At 36.6% G+C, this 16,721-nt stretch carries 19 protein-coding genes; 5 read left to right on the forward strand and 14 right to left on the reverse strand.

Going from position 1 to position 16,721, the window contains the following annotated elements; all coding sequences use genetic code 11:
- Positions 1-12: 12 nt before the first annotated feature.
- The 3 genes from hutI to KO561_RS14635 all read left to right on the forward strand — a co-directional run bounded on the left by hutI (position 13) and on the right by KO561_RS14635 (position 3,669).
- The gene (gene hutI / locus KO561_RS14625) at positions 13-1,290 is read left to right on the forward strand and encodes an imidazolonepropionase (protein WP_231094009.1); all 1,278 of its coding nucleotides are present in this window, start codon (positions 13-15) and stop codon (positions 1,288-1,290) included.
- Positions 1,262-2,215: a formimidoylglutamase gene (hutG, locus tag KO561_RS14630; protein WP_408004821.1), complete on the forward strand. Its 954-nt coding sequence runs from the start codon at positions 1,262-1,264 to the stop codon at positions 2,213-2,215. Before hutI ends, hutG begins: the two co-directional genes overlap by 29 nt.
- A 170-nt stretch (positions 2,216-2,385) precedes the next feature.
- Positions 2,386-3,669: a Na+/H+ antiporter family protein gene (locus tag KO561_RS14635; RefSeq protein ID WP_408004875.1), complete on the forward strand. Its 1,284-nt coding sequence runs from the start codon at positions 2,386-2,388 to the stop codon at positions 3,667-3,669.
- A 110-nt stretch (positions 3,670-3,779) separates the two neighbouring features.
- Here the strand turns inward: KO561_RS14635 and phnC are convergent, their stop codons facing one another.
- The 7 genes from phnC to KO561_RS14670 form a co-directional block, all read right to left on the reverse strand.
- Positions 3,780-4,568, reverse strand: a complete 789-nt coding sequence (phnC, locus tag KO561_RS14640) for a phosphonate ABC transporter ATP-binding protein (protein ID WP_331000794.1) — start codon at positions 4,566-4,568, stop codon at positions 3,780-3,782.
- Positions 4,568-5,323 carry a phosphonate ABC transporter, permease protein PhnE gene (gene phnE, locus KO561_RS14645; RefSeq protein ID WP_231097177.1) on the reverse strand — a complete coding sequence of 252 codons (756 nt, stop codon included), beginning with the start codon at positions 5,321-5,323 and terminating at the stop codon, positions 4,568-4,570. Before phnE ends, phnC begins: the two co-directional genes overlap by 1 nt.
- Positions 5,324-5,334: 11 nt before the next feature.
- Positions 5,335-6,252 (reverse strand): phosphate/phosphite/phosphonate ABC transporter substrate-binding protein, encoded by a 918-nt coding sequence (gene phnD / locus KO561_RS14650; RefSeq protein ID WP_231094012.1) that lies wholly within the window; start codon positions 6,250-6,252, stop codon positions 5,335-5,337.
- A gap of 420 nt (positions 6,253-6,672) precedes the next feature.
- Positions 6,673-7,260 (reverse strand): TetR/AcrR family transcriptional regulator, encoded by a 588-nt coding sequence (locus tag KO561_RS14655; protein ID WP_231094013.1) that lies wholly within the window; start codon positions 7,258-7,260, stop codon positions 6,673-6,675.
- Positions 7,261-7,277: 17 nt separating this feature from the next.
- A complete protein-coding gene (locus tag KO561_RS14660) occupies positions 7,278-8,066 on the reverse strand; it encodes a DNA alkylation repair protein (protein ID WP_231094014.1) in 789 nt (262 codons plus the stop codon).
- Between the two features lie 2 nt (positions 8,067-8,068).
- Positions 8,069-8,497: a VOC family protein gene (locus tag KO561_RS14665; RefSeq protein WP_231094015.1), complete on the reverse strand. Its 429-nt coding sequence runs from the start codon at positions 8,495-8,497 to the stop codon at positions 8,069-8,071.
- A gap of 239 nt (positions 8,498-8,736) precedes the next feature.
- Complete coding sequence (locus KO561_RS14670; protein WP_231094016.1) at positions 8,737-9,810, reverse strand: diguanylate cyclase; 1,074 nt, start codon at positions 9,808-9,810, stop codon at positions 8,737-8,739.
- 350 nt (positions 9,811-10,160) lie between these two features.
- Between KO561_RS14670 and KO561_RS14675 the strand changes: the two genes are divergently transcribed.
- Entirely contained in the window at positions 10,161-11,075 is a 915-nt protein-coding gene (locus tag KO561_RS14675; protein ID WP_231094017.1) for an HD-GYP domain-containing protein, read from the forward strand.
- Between the two features lie 129 nt (positions 11,076-11,204).
- On the opposite strand, the gene KO561_RS14680 is transcribed toward KO561_RS14675, so the two are convergent.
- The 7 genes from KO561_RS14680 to KO561_RS14710 all read right to left on the reverse strand — a co-directional run bounded on the left by KO561_RS14680 (position 11,205) and on the right by KO561_RS14710 (position 16,186).
- A complete protein-coding gene (locus KO561_RS14680; RefSeq protein WP_231094018.1) occupies positions 11,205-11,888 on the reverse strand; it encodes a hypothetical protein in 684 nt (227 codons plus the stop codon).
- Positions 11,889-12,224: 336 nt separating this feature from the next.
- Complete coding sequence (locus KO561_RS14685) at positions 12,225-12,701, reverse strand: DinB family protein (RefSeq protein ID WP_231094019.1); 477 nt, start codon at positions 12,699-12,701, stop codon at positions 12,225-12,227.
- 77 nt (positions 12,702-12,778) lie between these two features.
- Entirely contained in the window at positions 12,779-13,099 is a 321-nt protein-coding gene (locus KO561_RS14690; protein ID WP_231094020.1) for a hypothetical protein, read from the reverse strand.
- Positions 13,100-13,286: 187 nt separating this feature from the next.
- Positions 13,287-14,288, reverse strand: coding sequence for a hypothetical protein (locus tag KO561_RS14695; protein ID WP_231094021.1), 1,002 nt, complete (start codon positions 14,286-14,288; stop codon positions 13,287-13,289).
- Positions 14,264-14,809: a sigma-70 family RNA polymerase sigma factor gene (locus KO561_RS14700; RefSeq protein ID WP_231094022.1), complete on the reverse strand. Its 546-nt coding sequence runs from the start codon at positions 14,807-14,809 to the stop codon at positions 14,264-14,266. Before KO561_RS14700 ends, KO561_RS14695 begins: the two co-directional genes overlap by 25 nt.
- A 228-nt stretch (positions 14,810-15,037) precedes the next feature.
- The gene (locus KO561_RS14705; protein ID WP_269140721.1) at positions 15,038-15,718 is read right to left on the reverse strand and encodes a nitroreductase family protein; all 681 of its coding nucleotides are present in this window, start codon (positions 15,716-15,718) and stop codon (positions 15,038-15,040) included.
- A 267-nt stretch (positions 15,719-15,985) separates the two neighbouring features.
- Positions 15,986-16,186, reverse strand: coding sequence for a hypothetical protein (locus KO561_RS14710; protein WP_231094024.1), 201 nt, complete (start codon positions 16,184-16,186; stop codon positions 15,986-15,988).
- 250 nt (positions 16,187-16,436) lie between these two features.
- Between KO561_RS14710 and KO561_RS14715 the strand changes: the two genes are divergently transcribed.
- Entirely contained in the window at positions 16,437-16,586 is a 150-nt protein-coding gene (locus KO561_RS14715; protein WP_231094025.1) for a hypothetical protein, read from the forward strand.
- Positions 16,587-16,721 lie beyond the last annotated feature (135 nt).

Raw genomic sequence — 16,721 nt, forward strand, 5'->3', positions numbered from 1 at the left:
AGGAGGAAAAGGATGACACTTCAAGTAGATACGTTACTAATAAATATTGGACAGTTATTACCGATGAAGGCAAATGGCCCTAAGAAAGGCAAAGAAATGGGGTCTCTTGAAGTAATCGAACATGCTGCACTAGGTATTAAAGATGAAAAGGTCGTTTTTTACGGGACGATGGAAGAAGCCAGTCATATAAAAAGCAAAGAACAAATCGATTGCCAGAATAAGCTAGTAACACCTGGTTTAGTAGATCCCCACACCCATCTTGTATTTGGTGGGTCAAGAGAACACGAAATGGCTCTTAAACAACAAGGTGTACCCTATCTAGATATCTTAAAAAATGGTGGTGGTATTCTTTCAACAGTTGAAGCAACTCGGAATACTTCTTTAGAGGATCTGATTGATAAAGCTAAACCCCATCTAAACAGGATATTATCCTATGGCGTAACGACCATGGAAGCCAAAAGTGGGTATGGATTGGATCCTGAAACAGAGTTAAAACAACTTGAGGCCATACGTGCATTAAACCAGGACCATGTTCTAGATATTGTTTCCACTTTTCTTGGAGCGCATGCCATTCCTGCTTCACAAAAGGATGATCCAGATGGATTCTTAGATGAAATGGCCAGGATGTTTGAAGAAATAAAAGAAAAAAACTTAGCTGAATATGTGGATATATTTACGGAAACTGGTGTTTTTACCGTTGAACAATCGCGAAGATTTTTACAAAGAGCTAAAGATTACGGGTTTGGACTTAAAATCCATGCCGATGAGATTGACCCGCTTGGTGGCGCAGAGCTTGCTGCAGAGCTAGATGCCATCTCTGCAGATCATCTCGTAGGGACTTCTGATGAAGGAATAAAAAGAATGGCACAAGCTGGAACAATCGCAGTACTTTTGCCAGGAACAACCTTTTATCTTGGTAAAGAGACTTACGCACGCGCAATAGAGATGATTCAACAGGACAATGCTGTGGCGCTTGCTACGGACTTTAACCCAGGGAGCTGTCCGACAGAAAATATTCAACTCATCATGTCACTAGCAGCTCTTCGGTTAAAGATGACCCCAGAAGAAATTTGGCATGCCGTAACTGTAAATGCAGCCCATGCTATAGGGCGTGGCGATCAGGCAGGTCAACTTACTGTCGGTCGAAAGGCAGATGTAGTAATATGGGATGCGGCCAATTATTTATACATCCCTTATCATTACGGTGTCAACCATGTTCATGCAGTACTTAAAAATGGAAAAGTTGTTTATAAAAGGGGGAATGGCGTTGAAAGATTATCCTTTTCTTGATACCCCTAACACCCCTTATCATGATCGTTACATCCAAAAGATTGGCGACATCATTCAACCATGGGACGGCGACCCTATTAATGGCTATGGAATAATAGGTGCGCCTCTCTCTAAATCATCGATTAGTCATTCTGGGGCAGCATTTGCCCCAGGCACTATTCGTAAAAGTTTATCTGGATTCACCACTTATTCCATAGAGGAAGATATTGATCTAAACCAGCTCGTCATTTCCGACCTTGGCGATATAACCATGCATGTAACAGATATTGTCCACTCTCAAAATAGGATATATGAAACGATGAAACATCTTCTGATGAAGAACCCTTCTTGGAAACCAATCTTGCTTGGTGGCGATCACTCCGTAAGCTTCCCTAGTATCAAAGCTTTCTCCGAGGTAAAGGGAAGTGTCGGTGTCATTCAGTTCGATGCCCATCATGATCTCCGTAACTTAGAAGACGGCGGCCCATGTAATGGAACGCCATTTCGAAGCTTACTAGAATCCGCCTCAATCGATGGAAATCATTTAATACAAATCGGAATTCGTGATTTTTCAAACAGTAAAGCATATCGAACATATGGAGAAGATAATGGGGTAACGATGTACACGATGAAAGATGTTCGAGAAAGGTCTATTCTCGATGTGATAGACGAAGGAATAAAAAAACTGCGCAATACGGTCGATGTTATTTATGTATCTGTTGATATGGATGTACTAGATCAAGCACATGCACCCGGCTGTCCAGCCATCGGCCCCGGTGGAATGGATAGTGCAACATTACTACAGGCGATCACCCACTTAGCTAGACATGAGAAAGTACTGGCCATTGATCTTGTAGAAGTGGATCCAACACTAGATTTTAGGGATATAACAAGTCGTGCTGCTGCACACGTCATCCTTCATTATTTGAAAGGGAAGTTCATGTAAATAAACTTTCTTGTCGATTATCTGTTCTAAAGTCTGCTAATATATCTTATATCCAGCTAACGACACTTAGTCGTGAAGCATTTATCTCATTCCTATTGGATGGGTTTATATAGATTTGAATAAAAAGGAGGTTGAATGTGTTAAATCCAGTTGTTATTTCAGTTGTTGTCATGGTGGTCTTGAGTCTGTTTAGAGTGAACGTTGTACTGGCCATTTTACTTGCGGCTATTGTAGCAGGACTTACAGGGGATCTATCGATAACGGATACTATTAACATGCTTGTATCAGGCATGGGTGGACAGGCAAATACGGCATTAAGTTATATTCTCCTTGGTGCATTTGCTGTTATGATAGGATATTCGGGTATTACTGGCTTCCTAGTAAAACGGTTAATCAAAGTAATTAAAGGAAAGCGATCGATTATGCTCCTAACGATTGCAGGTGTCGCCTGTTTATCACAGAATTTAATTCCAGTTCATATCGCTTTTATTCCTATTCTTATCCCACCGTTACTTTCGCTCTTTGACAAAATGAAAATTGACCGCCGAGGTGTTGCTTCCGCACTAACTTTCGGTCTTAAAGCCCCATACGTTATGATTCCAGCAGGGTTTGGACTAATCTTCCATGGAATTATATCAGACGAGATGGCTGCAAACGGAATGAATATTGCACTAGGAGATGTAGCACTAGCTATGTTACTACCAGGTATCGGCATGATTGTCGGATTACTATTTGCTGTATTCATTTCTTATCGAAAAGATAGAGAACCGAATACTGCAGTCGGTTTAGAGAAAGAAACCATGAACGAGTCGGCAGCAACAATAGAAGATGTTAGATTTTCTACGAAGCATTTATTTACCATAATTGCCATTGTTGCAGCTCTTGCTGCACAGCTTATCTCTGATTCTCTAGTGCTTGGTGCATTAGTTGGAATCATCATCATGTTTGCTTGTCAAGTGGTACCTTTTAAAAGAGGAGATACTGTTGTAAATGAAGGTATTGGGATGATGGGGATGATTGCATTTGTCATGCTCATCGCCTCAGGTTATGCCACTATTCTAAAGGAAACCGGCGCAGTAGAATCATTAGTTGCCTCCACATCCGAATCACTTGGAGATAGTAAACTTCTTGTCGCTACGGTATTGATTCTAGTTGGACTTGTGATAACGATGGGGATAGGTTCCTCATTTGGAACAATCCCAATTATTGCAGCTCTTTATGTACCATTGTGTGCCACTGTAGGTTTTTCACCACTTGCAACGGCAGCTTTAATCGGGACAGCTGGAGCTCTCGGAGATGCTGGTTCCCCAGCGTCAGATAGTACTCTCGGTCCTACATCTGGTTTAAATGCTGATGGTAAGCACCATCACATTTGGGATACGTGTGTACCTACCTTCCTGCATTATAATATTCCGTTAGTTTTATTCGGGATTATAGCTGCGATGGTGTTATAAAACAATCATCTTAGGATTATAAACAGTTTAGAGAGTCAGCATAAGAGTGATGAACCATATGTGATTCATCACTCTTATGTCAAACCTATCCTTCGTTTACATTTTAGCATTCATTTTGTTAGACCCATCGTACTTGGTCTAGAGTAAGAATTTGTCTCATACGTATCTTTAAAATGTTCATCTAAAAAGTCAGTAGGCTTTCCATCAAAAATGACTTTTCCATCCTTTAATGCGATAAACCTTGTTGCATATCTTTTTGCTAACGGTATGTCATGAACATTAACAATGGTTAGCAGCTTGTGCTGTTCATGTAATTGCATCAACAATTGAAAGATATGGTTGGCTGTGCCAGGATCTAAACTTGAAACAGGTTCATCACCGAGCAGGAGCTTGGGTTCTTGAAGAAGAGAACGGGCAATACCAACCCGCTGCTTTTGTCCTCCACTTAACCTTTCCACACGACGATGCATCTGTTCTGTGAGACCAACATCAGAAATAACTTGCATGGCATGTTGAACCTCTCGTTTATGAAACCACCCAATCAGGTTTTTTAGAGTAGACCGATAACCCAATAGTCCCATTAGCACATTTTGTAAAACCGTTAAACGAGGGACAAGGTTGAAATGTTGAAAAATCATTCCCATCTCTCGTCGTATTTTTCTTAGCTCCTCTTGGTTCTTCTGTTTAAGTCTAGTGTTTTGCCAAATAATATCTCCATCATTAGGTAAGTGCAACCCATTTATCGTTCGTAACAGAGTTGATTTTCCAGCACCGCTTCTTCCAAGAATGCAGACAAATTCTCCTTGTTTGAAGGATAAATTAATATTGGATAAAGCCGGTGTATGAATCCCATTATAATGGACCGTAACCTGATTTAATTCAAGCATATTTGCTTCCATTAAATGACCTTCTTTCGAACATAGCTTCCTAATAAATCGACTAGGATAACCATTACCATAATAAGACAGACGTCCAAGGAAACGGAGGAATATTGGAACGTTTTGAAATCATTAAATAAACGTTGCCCTATACCTCCACCTCCAATAAAGCCTAATATTAACGATGTTCGAATTGCTACCTCGAATCTATAAAAATAGTTAGATAAAACGTTTGGCCAGATTTGAGGTAAAATTCCAAAGATATTAGCCAACCACCTTTTTGCTCCAACAGCTTTCATTGCTTCTAGTGGACCAGGCTCAGCTGCCTCCATCAACTCAGAGATTAATTTTCCGAGAACCCCAATGTTGTGAAAAGTCATTGCTAATACTGCTGGAAAAGGGCCTAATCCAATTGCTGTTAACAAAATTAAACCAAATACGATTTCTGGGACGGATCTAATGAAACTTAAAAGAAACCGAGCGACATGGAATAGAAACTTGGAGGGGGATGTATTTCTGGCTGCAAGAAAACTAATTGGCAATGCCACTATAAGTCCCAAAATACTCCCAAGAAAAGCCATAGCAATTGTTAAGATACTGTCCATTAATATTTCTGTAAAATTGCTAGTATTCATTGGAAACCATTGATTCATAAAGTCAACGATATTCTTAGAGTCTTGAAATTTAGTCAAATTAAACTCTGTTAAGTTCATACTTATCACAATAAAGATTCCTAGTAATAGAATTAAGAAAAAACTACGACGTTTAAACCACATCATGATCAGCTCTATTCTTTAATAAATCCTTCTTTTTCCGCAGCTTTTTTAATACTTTTATAGTCTTCATTACTAGCTTTCGTGAACGCAGATGCACCAAAAGCGTTTAATATCTCTTTATCTTTTATATTTAAAAAGGCTTCCTGTAGTTTCGTTATCGTTTCTTGATCTGTGTCCTTGTGTACGGCCCAAGGATATTGGAATAACTTATCAGATTGCCATATTTTTTTAATTTGGTCACCCTTGATTTTTCCTGATTCAACTAGCTGATTGAATATGGCACTATCAATAGCACCTGCATCCACCTGCTTATTCTGCACAGCCAATGCCGTAGCATCATGTGAACCAGTAAATCGAGCAGAGTTTAGCTTATATTTATCTTCAGATTGATAGACACCACGTTTTTTTAATTCAATCCCAGGAATTAAAGATCCGGAAGTAGAAGCAGGGTCACCGAAAGCAAAATCAATTTTTTTAGGATCGTTAAATAATTCATCTAAATTGTCCCATGAATTGTCCTTATGTGTAATGATATAAGAGTGGTAAAAGGGCTCTCCGTCAATTAATTGAGTAACAATAGCCTTTGCACCACTTTTTGCATGAGCAATGACATATGTGAGTGGTCCTAAGTAAGCCATGTCAATTTTGTCATAATTCATTGCTTCTACGACCCCATTATAATTTGGATACACATCGACTTTCACTTTACGTCCTAACTCTTCTGACAAGATGGATTGTAGTTTATTCATCGCGTTTTCCATTGCACCCTCTGTTTGAGAAGGGATAACTCCAATAGTAAATGCTTCTGTTTTATCTGATTCATCCCCCGTCAGTTGCTTTTCCTCCTTTGAATTATCTGTCGAAGTGTTACATGCAGCTAATATCACCAACACACTACAAATAAAGAGTAGATACAACCAGTTTTTCATATAGTTATTCACCTCTTCTAAAAAGAATAAAGAACCCCTTTTAACTGTCCTTTCGAATAAAAAAACCAGCTAGACTAATAAAAGCTAACTGGTTTTTGATTTGTAATTATATGTATTAACTAACAATGACAATATTCCTATTTAGAAGAATTTCGACTATTTGTACTAATACTTTTGGAGGTTTTGTAGGTATTTGGCATCATCAACAGATCCTTCTTGGAATCCATTTTTCGCCAGGTAAGAAGAATCCTTAAGTTCGTCACGGCAAAGCTCTAAATAGATGATTCCAAAGTCATCTCTCTTCTACTGTAAGAAATTAAAATAACATTGTCTCGTCATTCGTATGACCGCCATCACAGAGGTATGAAAACCTCCACTCAACCAAACATTCCCTATAACAAACCCTTGCACCATAAATCCTTACTTATTTTCAAATCCAGCCAGCAAGGACTCCATGGTTTCCATGACTTCATTTATTAATTGACGTCTATTTGGACTTTCGGTAATCCAAAGGACAGCTTCATTCATAGCCCCTGATAAACAAAATGTTAAAGAATCAATGGATGATGTACTGATCAGTCCGTGATTATGCATCAATTGTAATTGCTCTTTTAAGGAGGTCATTGAATACTTTTGATCCATCCTTCGAAAAGTATTCCAACCTAACACTGCTGGACCGTCTATTAATAAAATTCTATGATTATGAGATTCGGATGCAGCGGTTAGGAATGCACGACACCCATTTAAGAGTTGTTCCCACATATCCTCACTCTTCATTGCCTCTTTTTCAACATGATTAGCGATATCTTTCTGAACTTGTTCAAATACAGACAAAAACAGCCCTTCTTTGTTTTTAAAATGATGATAAATCGCTCCTCTTGTTAATTCAGCTTCTTTTCCAATTTCATCTATTGCAACATTTGCGTAGCCTTTCTCCGTAAAGTGTTGTCTAGCAATTTCCAATAGTTGTTTTATCGTCTGATACGTTTCTTCTTTCGTTTTTCTCATGAACCCCACACCTTTGATTAACGATTGTTTATCATACTTACTATTTCCATTGCTTCGGCTTCTCCATTTTTGACCAAGGTTCTTAAACCATGCTTAATAAGTCGTGAATTCACATTTTTATGGAGATGTATATATTCCTTTACCCATGTTATCACAACATTAGAAAAATCTTTTGACAAATCATTCAAGTGATTTGCAACTGATTTTTGAACATAGGCAGACGAATCCCCCATTAAGTTTTCTAACAACTGTAAATTGTTATTAGGATCATTATGGATTGGATTAATTCTTTTTGCCCAAGGAAGTCGAGGACGTGTACCCTCACTAACAAGTCGTCTTACGTGTGGATTGGAATCTTTCATCCATTTCTGAAGATACTTTAGGCTGCAGTCCATATCCAAAGCTAAGTAAGGTCGTATCGCATATTCTGATGTGTGTCTTTTCGTAATTTCAACCAAGGCATGCATAGATACGTCAAAGTGTTTATGTCCATACTTTTCTACAAAAAAAGCAACCGGCATCAGAAAGTAACCTTTCGTAAACATTCCTTCTTCAGATTGGTTTTCTGGACCTAGAATATGTAGCAAAATAGCTAAGGCTTCTTCATAATCACCTGGAAGATGTTTTTGTAATTCGTCTGTTATTATCTCAACTCGAGCCTTAAGTTCCTTATCCTCTACTTGTCTAGAAATATTACTGATGAATGAATCTCTTAGGAAGTTTGGATAATGTGGCAAAATCATACTAGACAAACGAACCGCTAACTTATCACCAAAATAATATTTTAAAGGAATATATTCGCCCATAGTTAATTATCCTGCCATACATTTTCCCTATATTGATTTTGAAAAGATTCATTAGGTGGAATAATCGTGATTACATCAATTAGAACACCATTCGGATCACTTGTAATAAAATGACGTTGACCAAACGGTTCATCACGAATGTCTAAATGGAGGGGGAGTTGTTTCTCTTTAATCAGAATTTGATACCATTGATCAACATCATCAACCTCAAAATTCAGAATTAAACCTTGAACAAGTTTTCCAAATGAAGTTGGAATTGTCTCGTGTGTAGCATTGAGAATGGCTAACTCATCTCCGGTATTTTCTTTTTTTAAACTAACATACCAATCTGCTTCAAATAAGACCGAAAAGCCAAAATACTGCTTATAAAACGCACCTGTTCTTTCTATATTGTCTGTCATGATGACCGGATAAAAGCTTTTAATATTCATTGGACTTCACTCCTCTTTAATTATGGCCAAATTTTAACATACATACTGTTTGTATGTAAATAGTGATGATGATCTATTCGTATATGAAGGAAATATATTGCATACAAAAAGACTCCTGTTTAGTAACAGAAGTCTTCAGAAGAAACCAACTCTTGTTAAAGAGATGGTTAATGGATTATTTTTTCTAAACTAAAGCCGCATAATTAGGAGAATATTTAACCATTTTTAACGGTCTCACCTTACGTATAAGCAACTACTTTATTCCTACCAGATTGTTTTGCTTGATATAAACTATCATCTGCTATTTTTATCAAATTTTCCGTATCCTGAATAGGTTCTGGATACGTAGCGACCCCAATAGAGACCGTAATATGAATCTTCTCCATCTTTGAAATATAAAAGTCATGTTGCTCGACGGTTCTTCTTATCTTCTCGGCAATTTCTACTGCTTGATGGCTTGGACAATCCGGCAAAATAACCGAGAACTCTTCCCCACCGTTACGAGATACCGTATCAAACGAACGAGTGGAATCCCTTAACACTTTTCCGAGTTCTTGTAATACGATGTCTCCTACAGGGTGACCATAGGTATCATTGATTTTCTTGAAGTGATCAATATCAATTAGAACTAGTGATAACCTTTCCTCTTTCTGCTTCGCGTCCAGGATGCGCTGATTCCAAATAGTATCAAATTCCCGGACATTGCTCAGACCAGTGAGAAAGTCTTTTGTTGCTGATTCTTTCAGCATTCTAAATTGTTCGTTTGATCTTGAAATAAAATCACAAAGTGAATAAATGACAAATCCTCCTAATAAGGAGATGGTCCCATAGTGAACCATGGCCGAGATCAATGTCTGGTGATCATTAATGAGAAAAATGTACGCAGAAAATACGATTGCTATGTTACAACCATTCATATACATAAACTTATATAAGGGCTTAATCCCTGTTTTAGAAATCCCCCAACACGCCAGCACTAATAGAATGAACGTACATATAGCTGTTATGGAAGAAAGATTCACACCATAGATCAACACGCGCCCTAGTGATAGCATTACACCTGTAATCATCCCACTAACGATGCCACCTGACATCATAACAACGATAATGGCGAAATTTCTTAGATCCATTATCGTGTGGTCCGTGATATGAATACTAAACATCATCAAAACTATACCTAAGCTACCTGCAATGAAACCACCAACTATCTTTTGTTTGTTGGAGGAATATAGAGGCTTATGTTTAAAAATTTGACCTGATACAAATAAAAAAGAAATAATAAGTGCTAAATTTACAATAAGATCGCGATACAACCGTCCATCACCTTTTTTCTAAAGATTTGCTTCTTATGATGTACTACAATAAGGAGCTAGACTAGCTCCTCCTCTGCTTTATCAACCACTCTTTACTACGTATTTGTGAAGATCTCCTATACATAATACCTTGATAATTTGCTTTTAGCATAGACTATTGTTCTATATACTTCAATATAAATTTGTATATACATTTACTAAAAGGACTGTGAAAATGGCCTATTTTCAATTCGATTGAATATGTAGTTATTTTATAACCCAAAATAAGACTATGATTCTAAACACTCTTCCTTATTACAAGCAATATTGAACCACTTCAAATCAAGTCTAAGAATCCATTTGGAGGCAGCATGATACGTTTTTTTAATAAACTCTTAACATATCCCGCATATTTTCGGTACGGATTTTATCTATTGGTTCCCCTATCCATTTTGATTCATCTTTTATCTGGAGAGGCAGCAAACAACTATTATATCCTATATATTGTTTCTACGATCTTTCTTGGTATCGGATTTTACAATCGTTCCGTTTGGTTTGTCTTTGCAGGAACCCTATTTCTAGTAACCTGTCGATCCTTTCTAGAAACGGATCATTCTTTGAATATTTGGACATACTTTACTTACTTCTTTACTTATTTAATGATTGCCTTTATTTCGGTCGCTCTCATGCAAAATGCACAAAAGATACGGGAAGACAGTTTAGAATTAACAAAGGCACTAGTCAATACGCTTGAATCTCGTGATGCTTATACTCTACACCACTCGGAAAAGGTAGCTGAATTAAGCAAAGAAATTGCCACGAAAATGCGATTACCTAAGCGAATAATCCGGAGTATTTATATTGGCGGATTACTACACGATATCGGAAAAATCGGCATACCAGAACATATATTAAATAAACCAACAAGATTGACGGAAGACGAATATTCTCTTATTAAAGAACATTCGGTTTTAGGATATAACATCATCAAACATATCACTTCGTTTCAAGAAAGTGGAGTTTTAGACGTGGTTCTATACCATCATGAGCGGTACGATGGGACAGGCTATCCAGAAGGAATAAAAAAAGATAAGATTCCATTAAGTGCCCGAATAGTTTCGGTTGCGGATAGTTTCGATGCAATGTCTTCCGATCGTGTTTATCGGGATAAGTATTCGTTAACTGCCATCCTCGAAGAAATTCAATTTAACAATGGTACACAGTTTGACCCAGAGGTAGTGGGCGTCTTTCTAAGCTTGTTCGATGAAGATGGAACCATTCCATAAAGTTCAAAAGCGTTCCTGTTTTGAATGGAGGAACGCTTGCCATTTAGCGGATGGGAGTGGAAGATATCCATTCAAAAAGGAACTTTTTGTTTAAAATTTATCTAAATTTCCCACTTTAATCTGTGCCATTTAATTTTTTGTATCTTCATTATTTATCAATGTATCGTTGATTTGATCAATCACCGTTCCTTTTGGTAAATTCAAGCTTAAGCTTTCTACGGATGCGAAATCCTTCTCATTGGAAAATAGATAAAACCCAGCACCATCATGAAATATAGTTATAAACGTTGAATCTGTATCTACTTCAAATATCGGGACAGACCGATCCCTTTTTCTTCCCCACTCCTTCATACTTTTTAATGAAAAAGATAAGTTATTAGCATACGAAATAGCGTAAAACTCATTTTGAGCAGGCAGCCAGAAAGTTTCTTCCATTACCACCCTAAGTTTTTTTGATTCTTCAATCTCCACTGTGAAACAAGGGGGATGATATTGATGTTTCTGAAACAAGGTGTAATATGTTCTATTTTCTTCAAGATGCGTTAAGGTATAGCTACAATCATTTTTATCTAAGAACGACTTATACTCCTCTATTTGATCATCATATGGAATAAAGGTAAGGTATATAGGAAATTTATTCCTCTCTATTAAAAATTCTTGTAAGAACTGTTTGTTGTGTTCCACATAGTCCCCTTCACTCCCCTCACTGATAAAATAAACTGAGCTTATATCCCCTTCAATTCTCATATAATGACCAACATCTTCTAATAACTTTTCAGTTAGTGTCTCTTCTTGGATCCAAATAGCTGGCATTTCATCCCCACTTCCTTTGTCTATTTCAACAATCGGTTAACTATTTTGTTCATGTTGGTATCGCAATTCATAACTTATGACTGCTTTTTTTATCCTTTCCAACTAATTGAATCTAATTATTAATTCAATCTTAGGAATTTACTAAAATGCTAAAATCCCTACCTTTCATTTCAAAGACAGGGATTTTAAGCTGTAAATTATTCTATAGGAAGCCTATTATTAATGTACCAACCTCTATAGAACCTTATAAAAGTCATTTTCTATATTTATACAGGAAACGTTTGATTCTATCTGCTTTCTCATTCCTTTAAGGAAAGATTTAACTTAAAGAAATACTCAGTCCCAAACTAATGGTCTAGCTACCCCCATAGTTCTCAGATAATCCAACAATTGGCCTGTGTGAACAGACTCATGATAAGCTATACGTAATAACATATCTCCAAGTGTTCTAACATAGCCAACATCAGAACGGTCTATCTTTATATTTTCTAAATCATTAGGGCTGATTGTCCTTATGTAATTAATGAAGCTTTCCCGATAGGGGCGGGAAAATATCAAATCATCTTCTACTGTTGTAAATTCTTTTTTGACAAATGGATTTGCTACATTAATTAACCCTTCACTACCTCGTCCTATAAGGACTTGATGGTAAAGAAACTCTCCCTCTAATATATGTCTAATCATTTCAGCACAAGTCATTGCCTCTTCATCAGGTTTCCAATCCAATTTAGTATTAGGTATTGCTCTCCATACTTTTATGCTTCTACGTCTAACTTCTTCAAAGTTCAATAGTATTAAATCATTCTGCTTCATTTTTATCCCCTCCTAATTTTCAATTTCTTATTAAAGTTAGAATCCAATTATTATAGAAAAAAAGATTATGCCTTGAATCAATGAACTTTTGCTGTTCTGTTTCGATATACAATCAAAGTGATTGCATTTAACAAGATGGTAACAATGAGAAGTACAGTTGCGACGAACACTAAAGCACCCGTTGTGTCCATAAGAGCAGACCAATCCTCAATGATTACCAAATGATACTGATAGAAAATCTGAAAACATAGCGAAATAGCACAAGCACTGATGCTCATCATGGATAGAGCAATCCAATTATTATTGTCATGCTTTTCATTTCGCATGAGATTAACAACAGGCAATATCCAAGCAATTAGCCCAAGTACGAGACTTCCAAGATTAAGCAAACTAATCATTTCTAATCCCCTTTGATATTGTTTTTTATTCTTGTTCTGAAATCTCTTGCCGTTACTCTAAATAGGAAATTTCATATTCATTTTAACATATTTATCCAGGTGGGGTTTTGTATCAAAGAAAAACTGACCCTTTCCAGGAGCCAGCTTCATTATTTTGTAACAACGCCAATTTGTAATTAAACAAACATTACTGCGCTATTCTATTGTACTGAAAAACCTCATCCTCTATAGGTGTATTTAAAGAAAATGTAGTTGTTTCTAATGTATCTATTATTTTTCCTTCTGGGTTATACCTTTCACGTTTTAACAATACTCCAGTTGGTCGGTTAATCCATAGTTTAAAGCTTGATACTAAATCCTCTCCGATTCTTCTACTTATGCTTCCTTCGACCACTATTGTATGATAGCCAAACATCTCCTTATCTTGGGATACAATTGTCCAGTTATTATTTTCATATAAATAGGATTGAACGAATTCGAAAGGAAAAAGGGATTGATCCGCACCGGTATAAGGTCGGTTTCTCTTATTGAGGGCCGCTTCTCCGTCTATATTTTGTTTAATACCGATGGTCCTGATTTTGTCCCCTTTCCTATACGTTACATTCTCCGTTGAAAACACTCCTGTCTCTGGAGTAATGTGATATAGCTTATCCCCATTGGAAATAAGTGTTCTATCTGGTATATCATCGTTATATGTTATGTCGCTATTTAGAAGATATTGATCTTCCTTTAGCTCTAATTGATAATTTACTTTGTATTCATTTTTACTGAATTTTGAGTACAGTAATTTTCCTTCTACAGTATGGAAATAATCCATTGTGTTCATCATTCTTTCGATTAATTCTTCTTTTGTTAGCGGACCAGGATCCTGGATATCAGGATATTCTTCTGTCGTTTTTCCACCTAATTTATCCATATCCTTTGAATTACCGGAAATCGTAATATTTTCTTCTAGAGACTTCGTCAAAAAGTTAGGATTTGTCTGGAAATAAGAAATAAATAACACAGTACACACAGCAAGAACGACTGTTGACGCAACGATATTTCTCCAAAAAGTCATTTTAGATCTTTTTTTATTTCGTTGTTCAGAGTAAATAATGTCCTGAATCGCTTTTTGATGGTTAAAATCTACATCTTTAAAGATCGTATGATCGAGCGCCTTCTTTAACTGTTTGAACTCGTTCTCCATTCTAAACCGCTCCTTTCTAATTTTTTTCGAATCAAACCTTTTGCTCTACTTAATCTCGTTTTGATTGTATTTTCGTTTACGCGAAGCAGTTCTTGCATTTCTTTTATCTTCATGTCTTCGTAGTAGTATAGAATAATAACTTCTCTATATTTAATTGGGAGAGTCATCACACTCTGGACAACTTGTTCCTCGGCATTTTTGGCTAAATACAGTTCTTCAGCTGATGAACTCTTGTTTAAAGGTTCTTTGTCCCCTATTCGAAACAACTGCTTAAACCAGCTGCTCTTTAGAACATCTTTGCTTTTATTAGCGGTTATGGTAAAAATCCAAGTTTTATAAGATGCTTCATTCCGAAAGTTGTCTAGATGATGGTAACAGTTCATAAATACGTCTTGTGCGATATCTTCTGTTAATGTCCAATCCTTGACGTATGTATAGGCGAATTTTTTGACGGATTTCCCATACGTTTGGACTAAATATATAAGCAAGTCATCTTTCTCCTTTTTGCTGTTTTCTATCAAGACTCTCCCCCCTTTTCATTTTGCTTAACTATCGTATTGACGACTAACCGTGCAAATAGTTTCATTTTTTATATCTATATATGAAAATAATTAGTGAGGATTTTAAAAAAGCGATCCCCTTTTATAGGAACCGCCTTGAGCATAAATAAGTATTCATTGTTTAGTCTCCGCCTTGATTGATTGCGAAAGATATCATGTAACTAAGTACCTCTAATTCAAATACAAACATCACTCATTATTCATGAAATTCTGCTTTGCCAAATAATTCAACACGGTCTGTGAAAACTCCTGATGAGATTCTTTTGTATATTTGGCAATTGTATAGACTTCAGCGAGATTCTTTAACCCTAATCGTTCGATCATTTCCTTCAGTTCCGGGTTTGCCATATATCGCTCCCATCCCTTTTCTTCTTTGTCTTTGTAGATTTCAAGAATTTCCTCATCCGAATAATCATGATATTGGTCATAATGAACTAGACCATGTTTTGGCAGTCTATCTCGTGGAGCTGGATCTTCTGCAGGATAGCCAAGTGAATACCCTACAACTGGTACAACATTTGGTGGTAAGTTTAGTAGTTTACCAATTTGGTGACAATTTGCTAACGTTGAACCCATATAGCAAACTCCTAACCCTGCATTTTCAGCTGCTAAGGCACAGTTTTGCGAAGCCAAAGTCGCATCAATAGCTCCTATCATAAAGCTCATGAAATTATCAAAGTTTTGTGGTGCATCATGAAGCGAAATCCATTTTCTCATTCTATTAAAATCTGCACAAAATGTTATTAAAACAGGCGCATCCACAACCATGGACTGCTCCATATGAGGTTCATATAATTTCTTCTTAAGCTCTTTATCTCTTGTGACAATAATGGAATAGGATTGCATGTTGCCACTGGAAGAGGCCCGAATGCCCGTGTATTACATCGCTTAATTCCATAGAAGCACTCCTTTTTTATACCTAACTAACAGGTTCGCTTCCCATACACGTAATCCCTTCATAATCGGCTATTACCTTTTATTATCGAATGGTGGTATAAGTTTTTTCAACAATGGGTTGCAACTAACAATAAAGTTCCCGAACAAGAGTACGGGACCTTTCATAAAGTATTACTTCACCCAAAAACGATTCACTACTTTTGTAATGATTAAATATCTATAAAATTCCCTTCATTCGGGCTAATCATTTGGAAATCCCCCTGGTGGATCATCTGGTGGTGGCTGAAAAGAATTTTGCTTTTCTCTTCCTCTGTCTATTGCTTTTTCTTGGTCTGTCTTTTTTGAGTATGGACTACGGTGATTTTGACTGCGCTTGCTGAGCAAATAAATAACAACAATAGCTAATATGACGAATATGCCCAAAAATGTATCAAAACCCAATATATCCCTCCTTTTTTTAATTTTACACTATATTAAATAGTAAGGAACAATTTTTTTGAACTATATTTCTTATGTGGTCGTTAATTCCGTTTTACTACTAGAAAAGCTACCATTAAAAGACTGTGGAAACTTCCCTGGTCACAGTTATCTTTACTGGATTTTTCAAAAGTCTTCATAAGTATTTTTGAACATAACGCGTGTGTTTATGGAAACAATAAGTTTGGTGAACCTTATTTCGAGGAGGATTTGCATGCAGCAAAGTAAAGGAAAAATGAAGTCTAGTACGAAACCAAAAGTTTCCGGAACAGATCCGCAAAAAGTAAAAGAAGATATTCAAAAAGATGTAAGCCATGGTGAAGGTGCTATGACATCACGAGAAGCAGGATCAATGCGGGATTAAATACCACCCTAAGTAGTTTTTTATTTTACGTACAAACAACCTCATACCATTAAATTAAGTTTATAGAATAAGAAGAGGGTTATCTTTTATTGATAATCCTCTTCTCTCTTTCAAGGCAAGTGTCAGCCTTTTTAT

This window comes from Radiobacillus kanasensis, assembly GCF_021049245.1.
Classification (GTDB): domain Bacteria; phylum Bacillota; class Bacilli; order Bacillales; family Amphibacillaceae; genus Radiobacillus; species Radiobacillus kanasensis.

What these genes read in the sequence shown, in the direction of transcription:
- hutI (WP_231094009.1), top strand. Translation starts at nt 13, where the DNA reads ATGACACTTCAAGTAGATACGTTACTAATAAATATTGGACAGTTATTA.
- hutG (WP_408004821.1), top strand. Translation starts at nt 1,262, where the DNA reads ATGGCGTTGAAAGATTATCCTTTTCTTGATACCCCTAACACCCCTTAT.
- KO561_RS14635 (WP_408004875.1), top strand. Translation starts at nt 2,386, where the DNA reads ATGGTGGTCTTGAGTCTGTTTAGAGTGAACGTTGTACTGGCCATTTTA.
- phnC (WP_331000794.1), bottom strand. Translation starts at nt 4,568, where the DNA reads ATGGAAGCAAATATGCTTGAATTAAATCAGGTTACGGTCCATTATAAT.
- phnE (WP_231097177.1), bottom strand. Translation starts at nt 5,323, where the DNA reads ATGTGGTTTAAACGTCGTAGTTTTTTCTTAATTCTATTACTAGGAATC.
- phnD (WP_231094012.1), bottom strand. Translation starts at nt 6,252, where the DNA reads ATGAAAAACTGGTTGTATCTACTCTTTATTTGTAGTGTGTTGGTGATA.
- KO561_RS14655 (WP_231094013.1), bottom strand. Translation starts at nt 7,260, where the DNA reads ATGAGAAAAACGAAAGAAGAAACGTATCAGACGATAAAACAACTATTG.
- KO561_RS14660 (WP_231094014.1), bottom strand. Translation starts at nt 8,066, where the DNA reads ATGGGCGAATATATTCCTTTAAAATATTATTTTGGTGATAAGTTAGCG.
- KO561_RS14665 (WP_231094015.1), bottom strand. Translation starts at nt 8,497, where the DNA reads ATGAATATTAAAAGCTTTTATCCGGTCATCATGACAGACAATATAGAA.
- KO561_RS14675 (WP_231094017.1), top strand. Translation starts at nt 10,161, where the DNA reads ATGATACGTTTTTTTAATAAACTCTTAACATATCCCGCATATTTTCGG.
- KO561_RS14680 (WP_231094018.1), bottom strand. Translation starts at nt 11,888, where the DNA reads ATGCCAGCTATTTGGATCCAAGAAGAGACACTAACTGAAAAGTTATTA.
- KO561_RS14685 (WP_231094019.1), bottom strand. Translation starts at nt 12,701, where the DNA reads ATGAAGCAGAATGATTTAATACTATTGAACTTTGAAGAAGTTAGACGT.
- KO561_RS14690 (WP_231094020.1), bottom strand. Translation starts at nt 13,099, where the DNA reads ATGATTAGTTTGCTTAATCTTGGAAGTCTCGTACTTGGGCTAATTGCT.
- KO561_RS14695 (WP_231094021.1), bottom strand. Translation starts at nt 14,288, where the DNA reads ATGGAGAACGAGTTCAAACAGTTAAAGAAGGCGCTCGATCATACGATC.
- KO561_RS14715 (WP_231094025.1), top strand. Translation starts at nt 16,437, where the DNA reads ATGCAGCAAAGTAAAGGAAAAATGAAGTCTAGTACGAAACCAAAAGTT.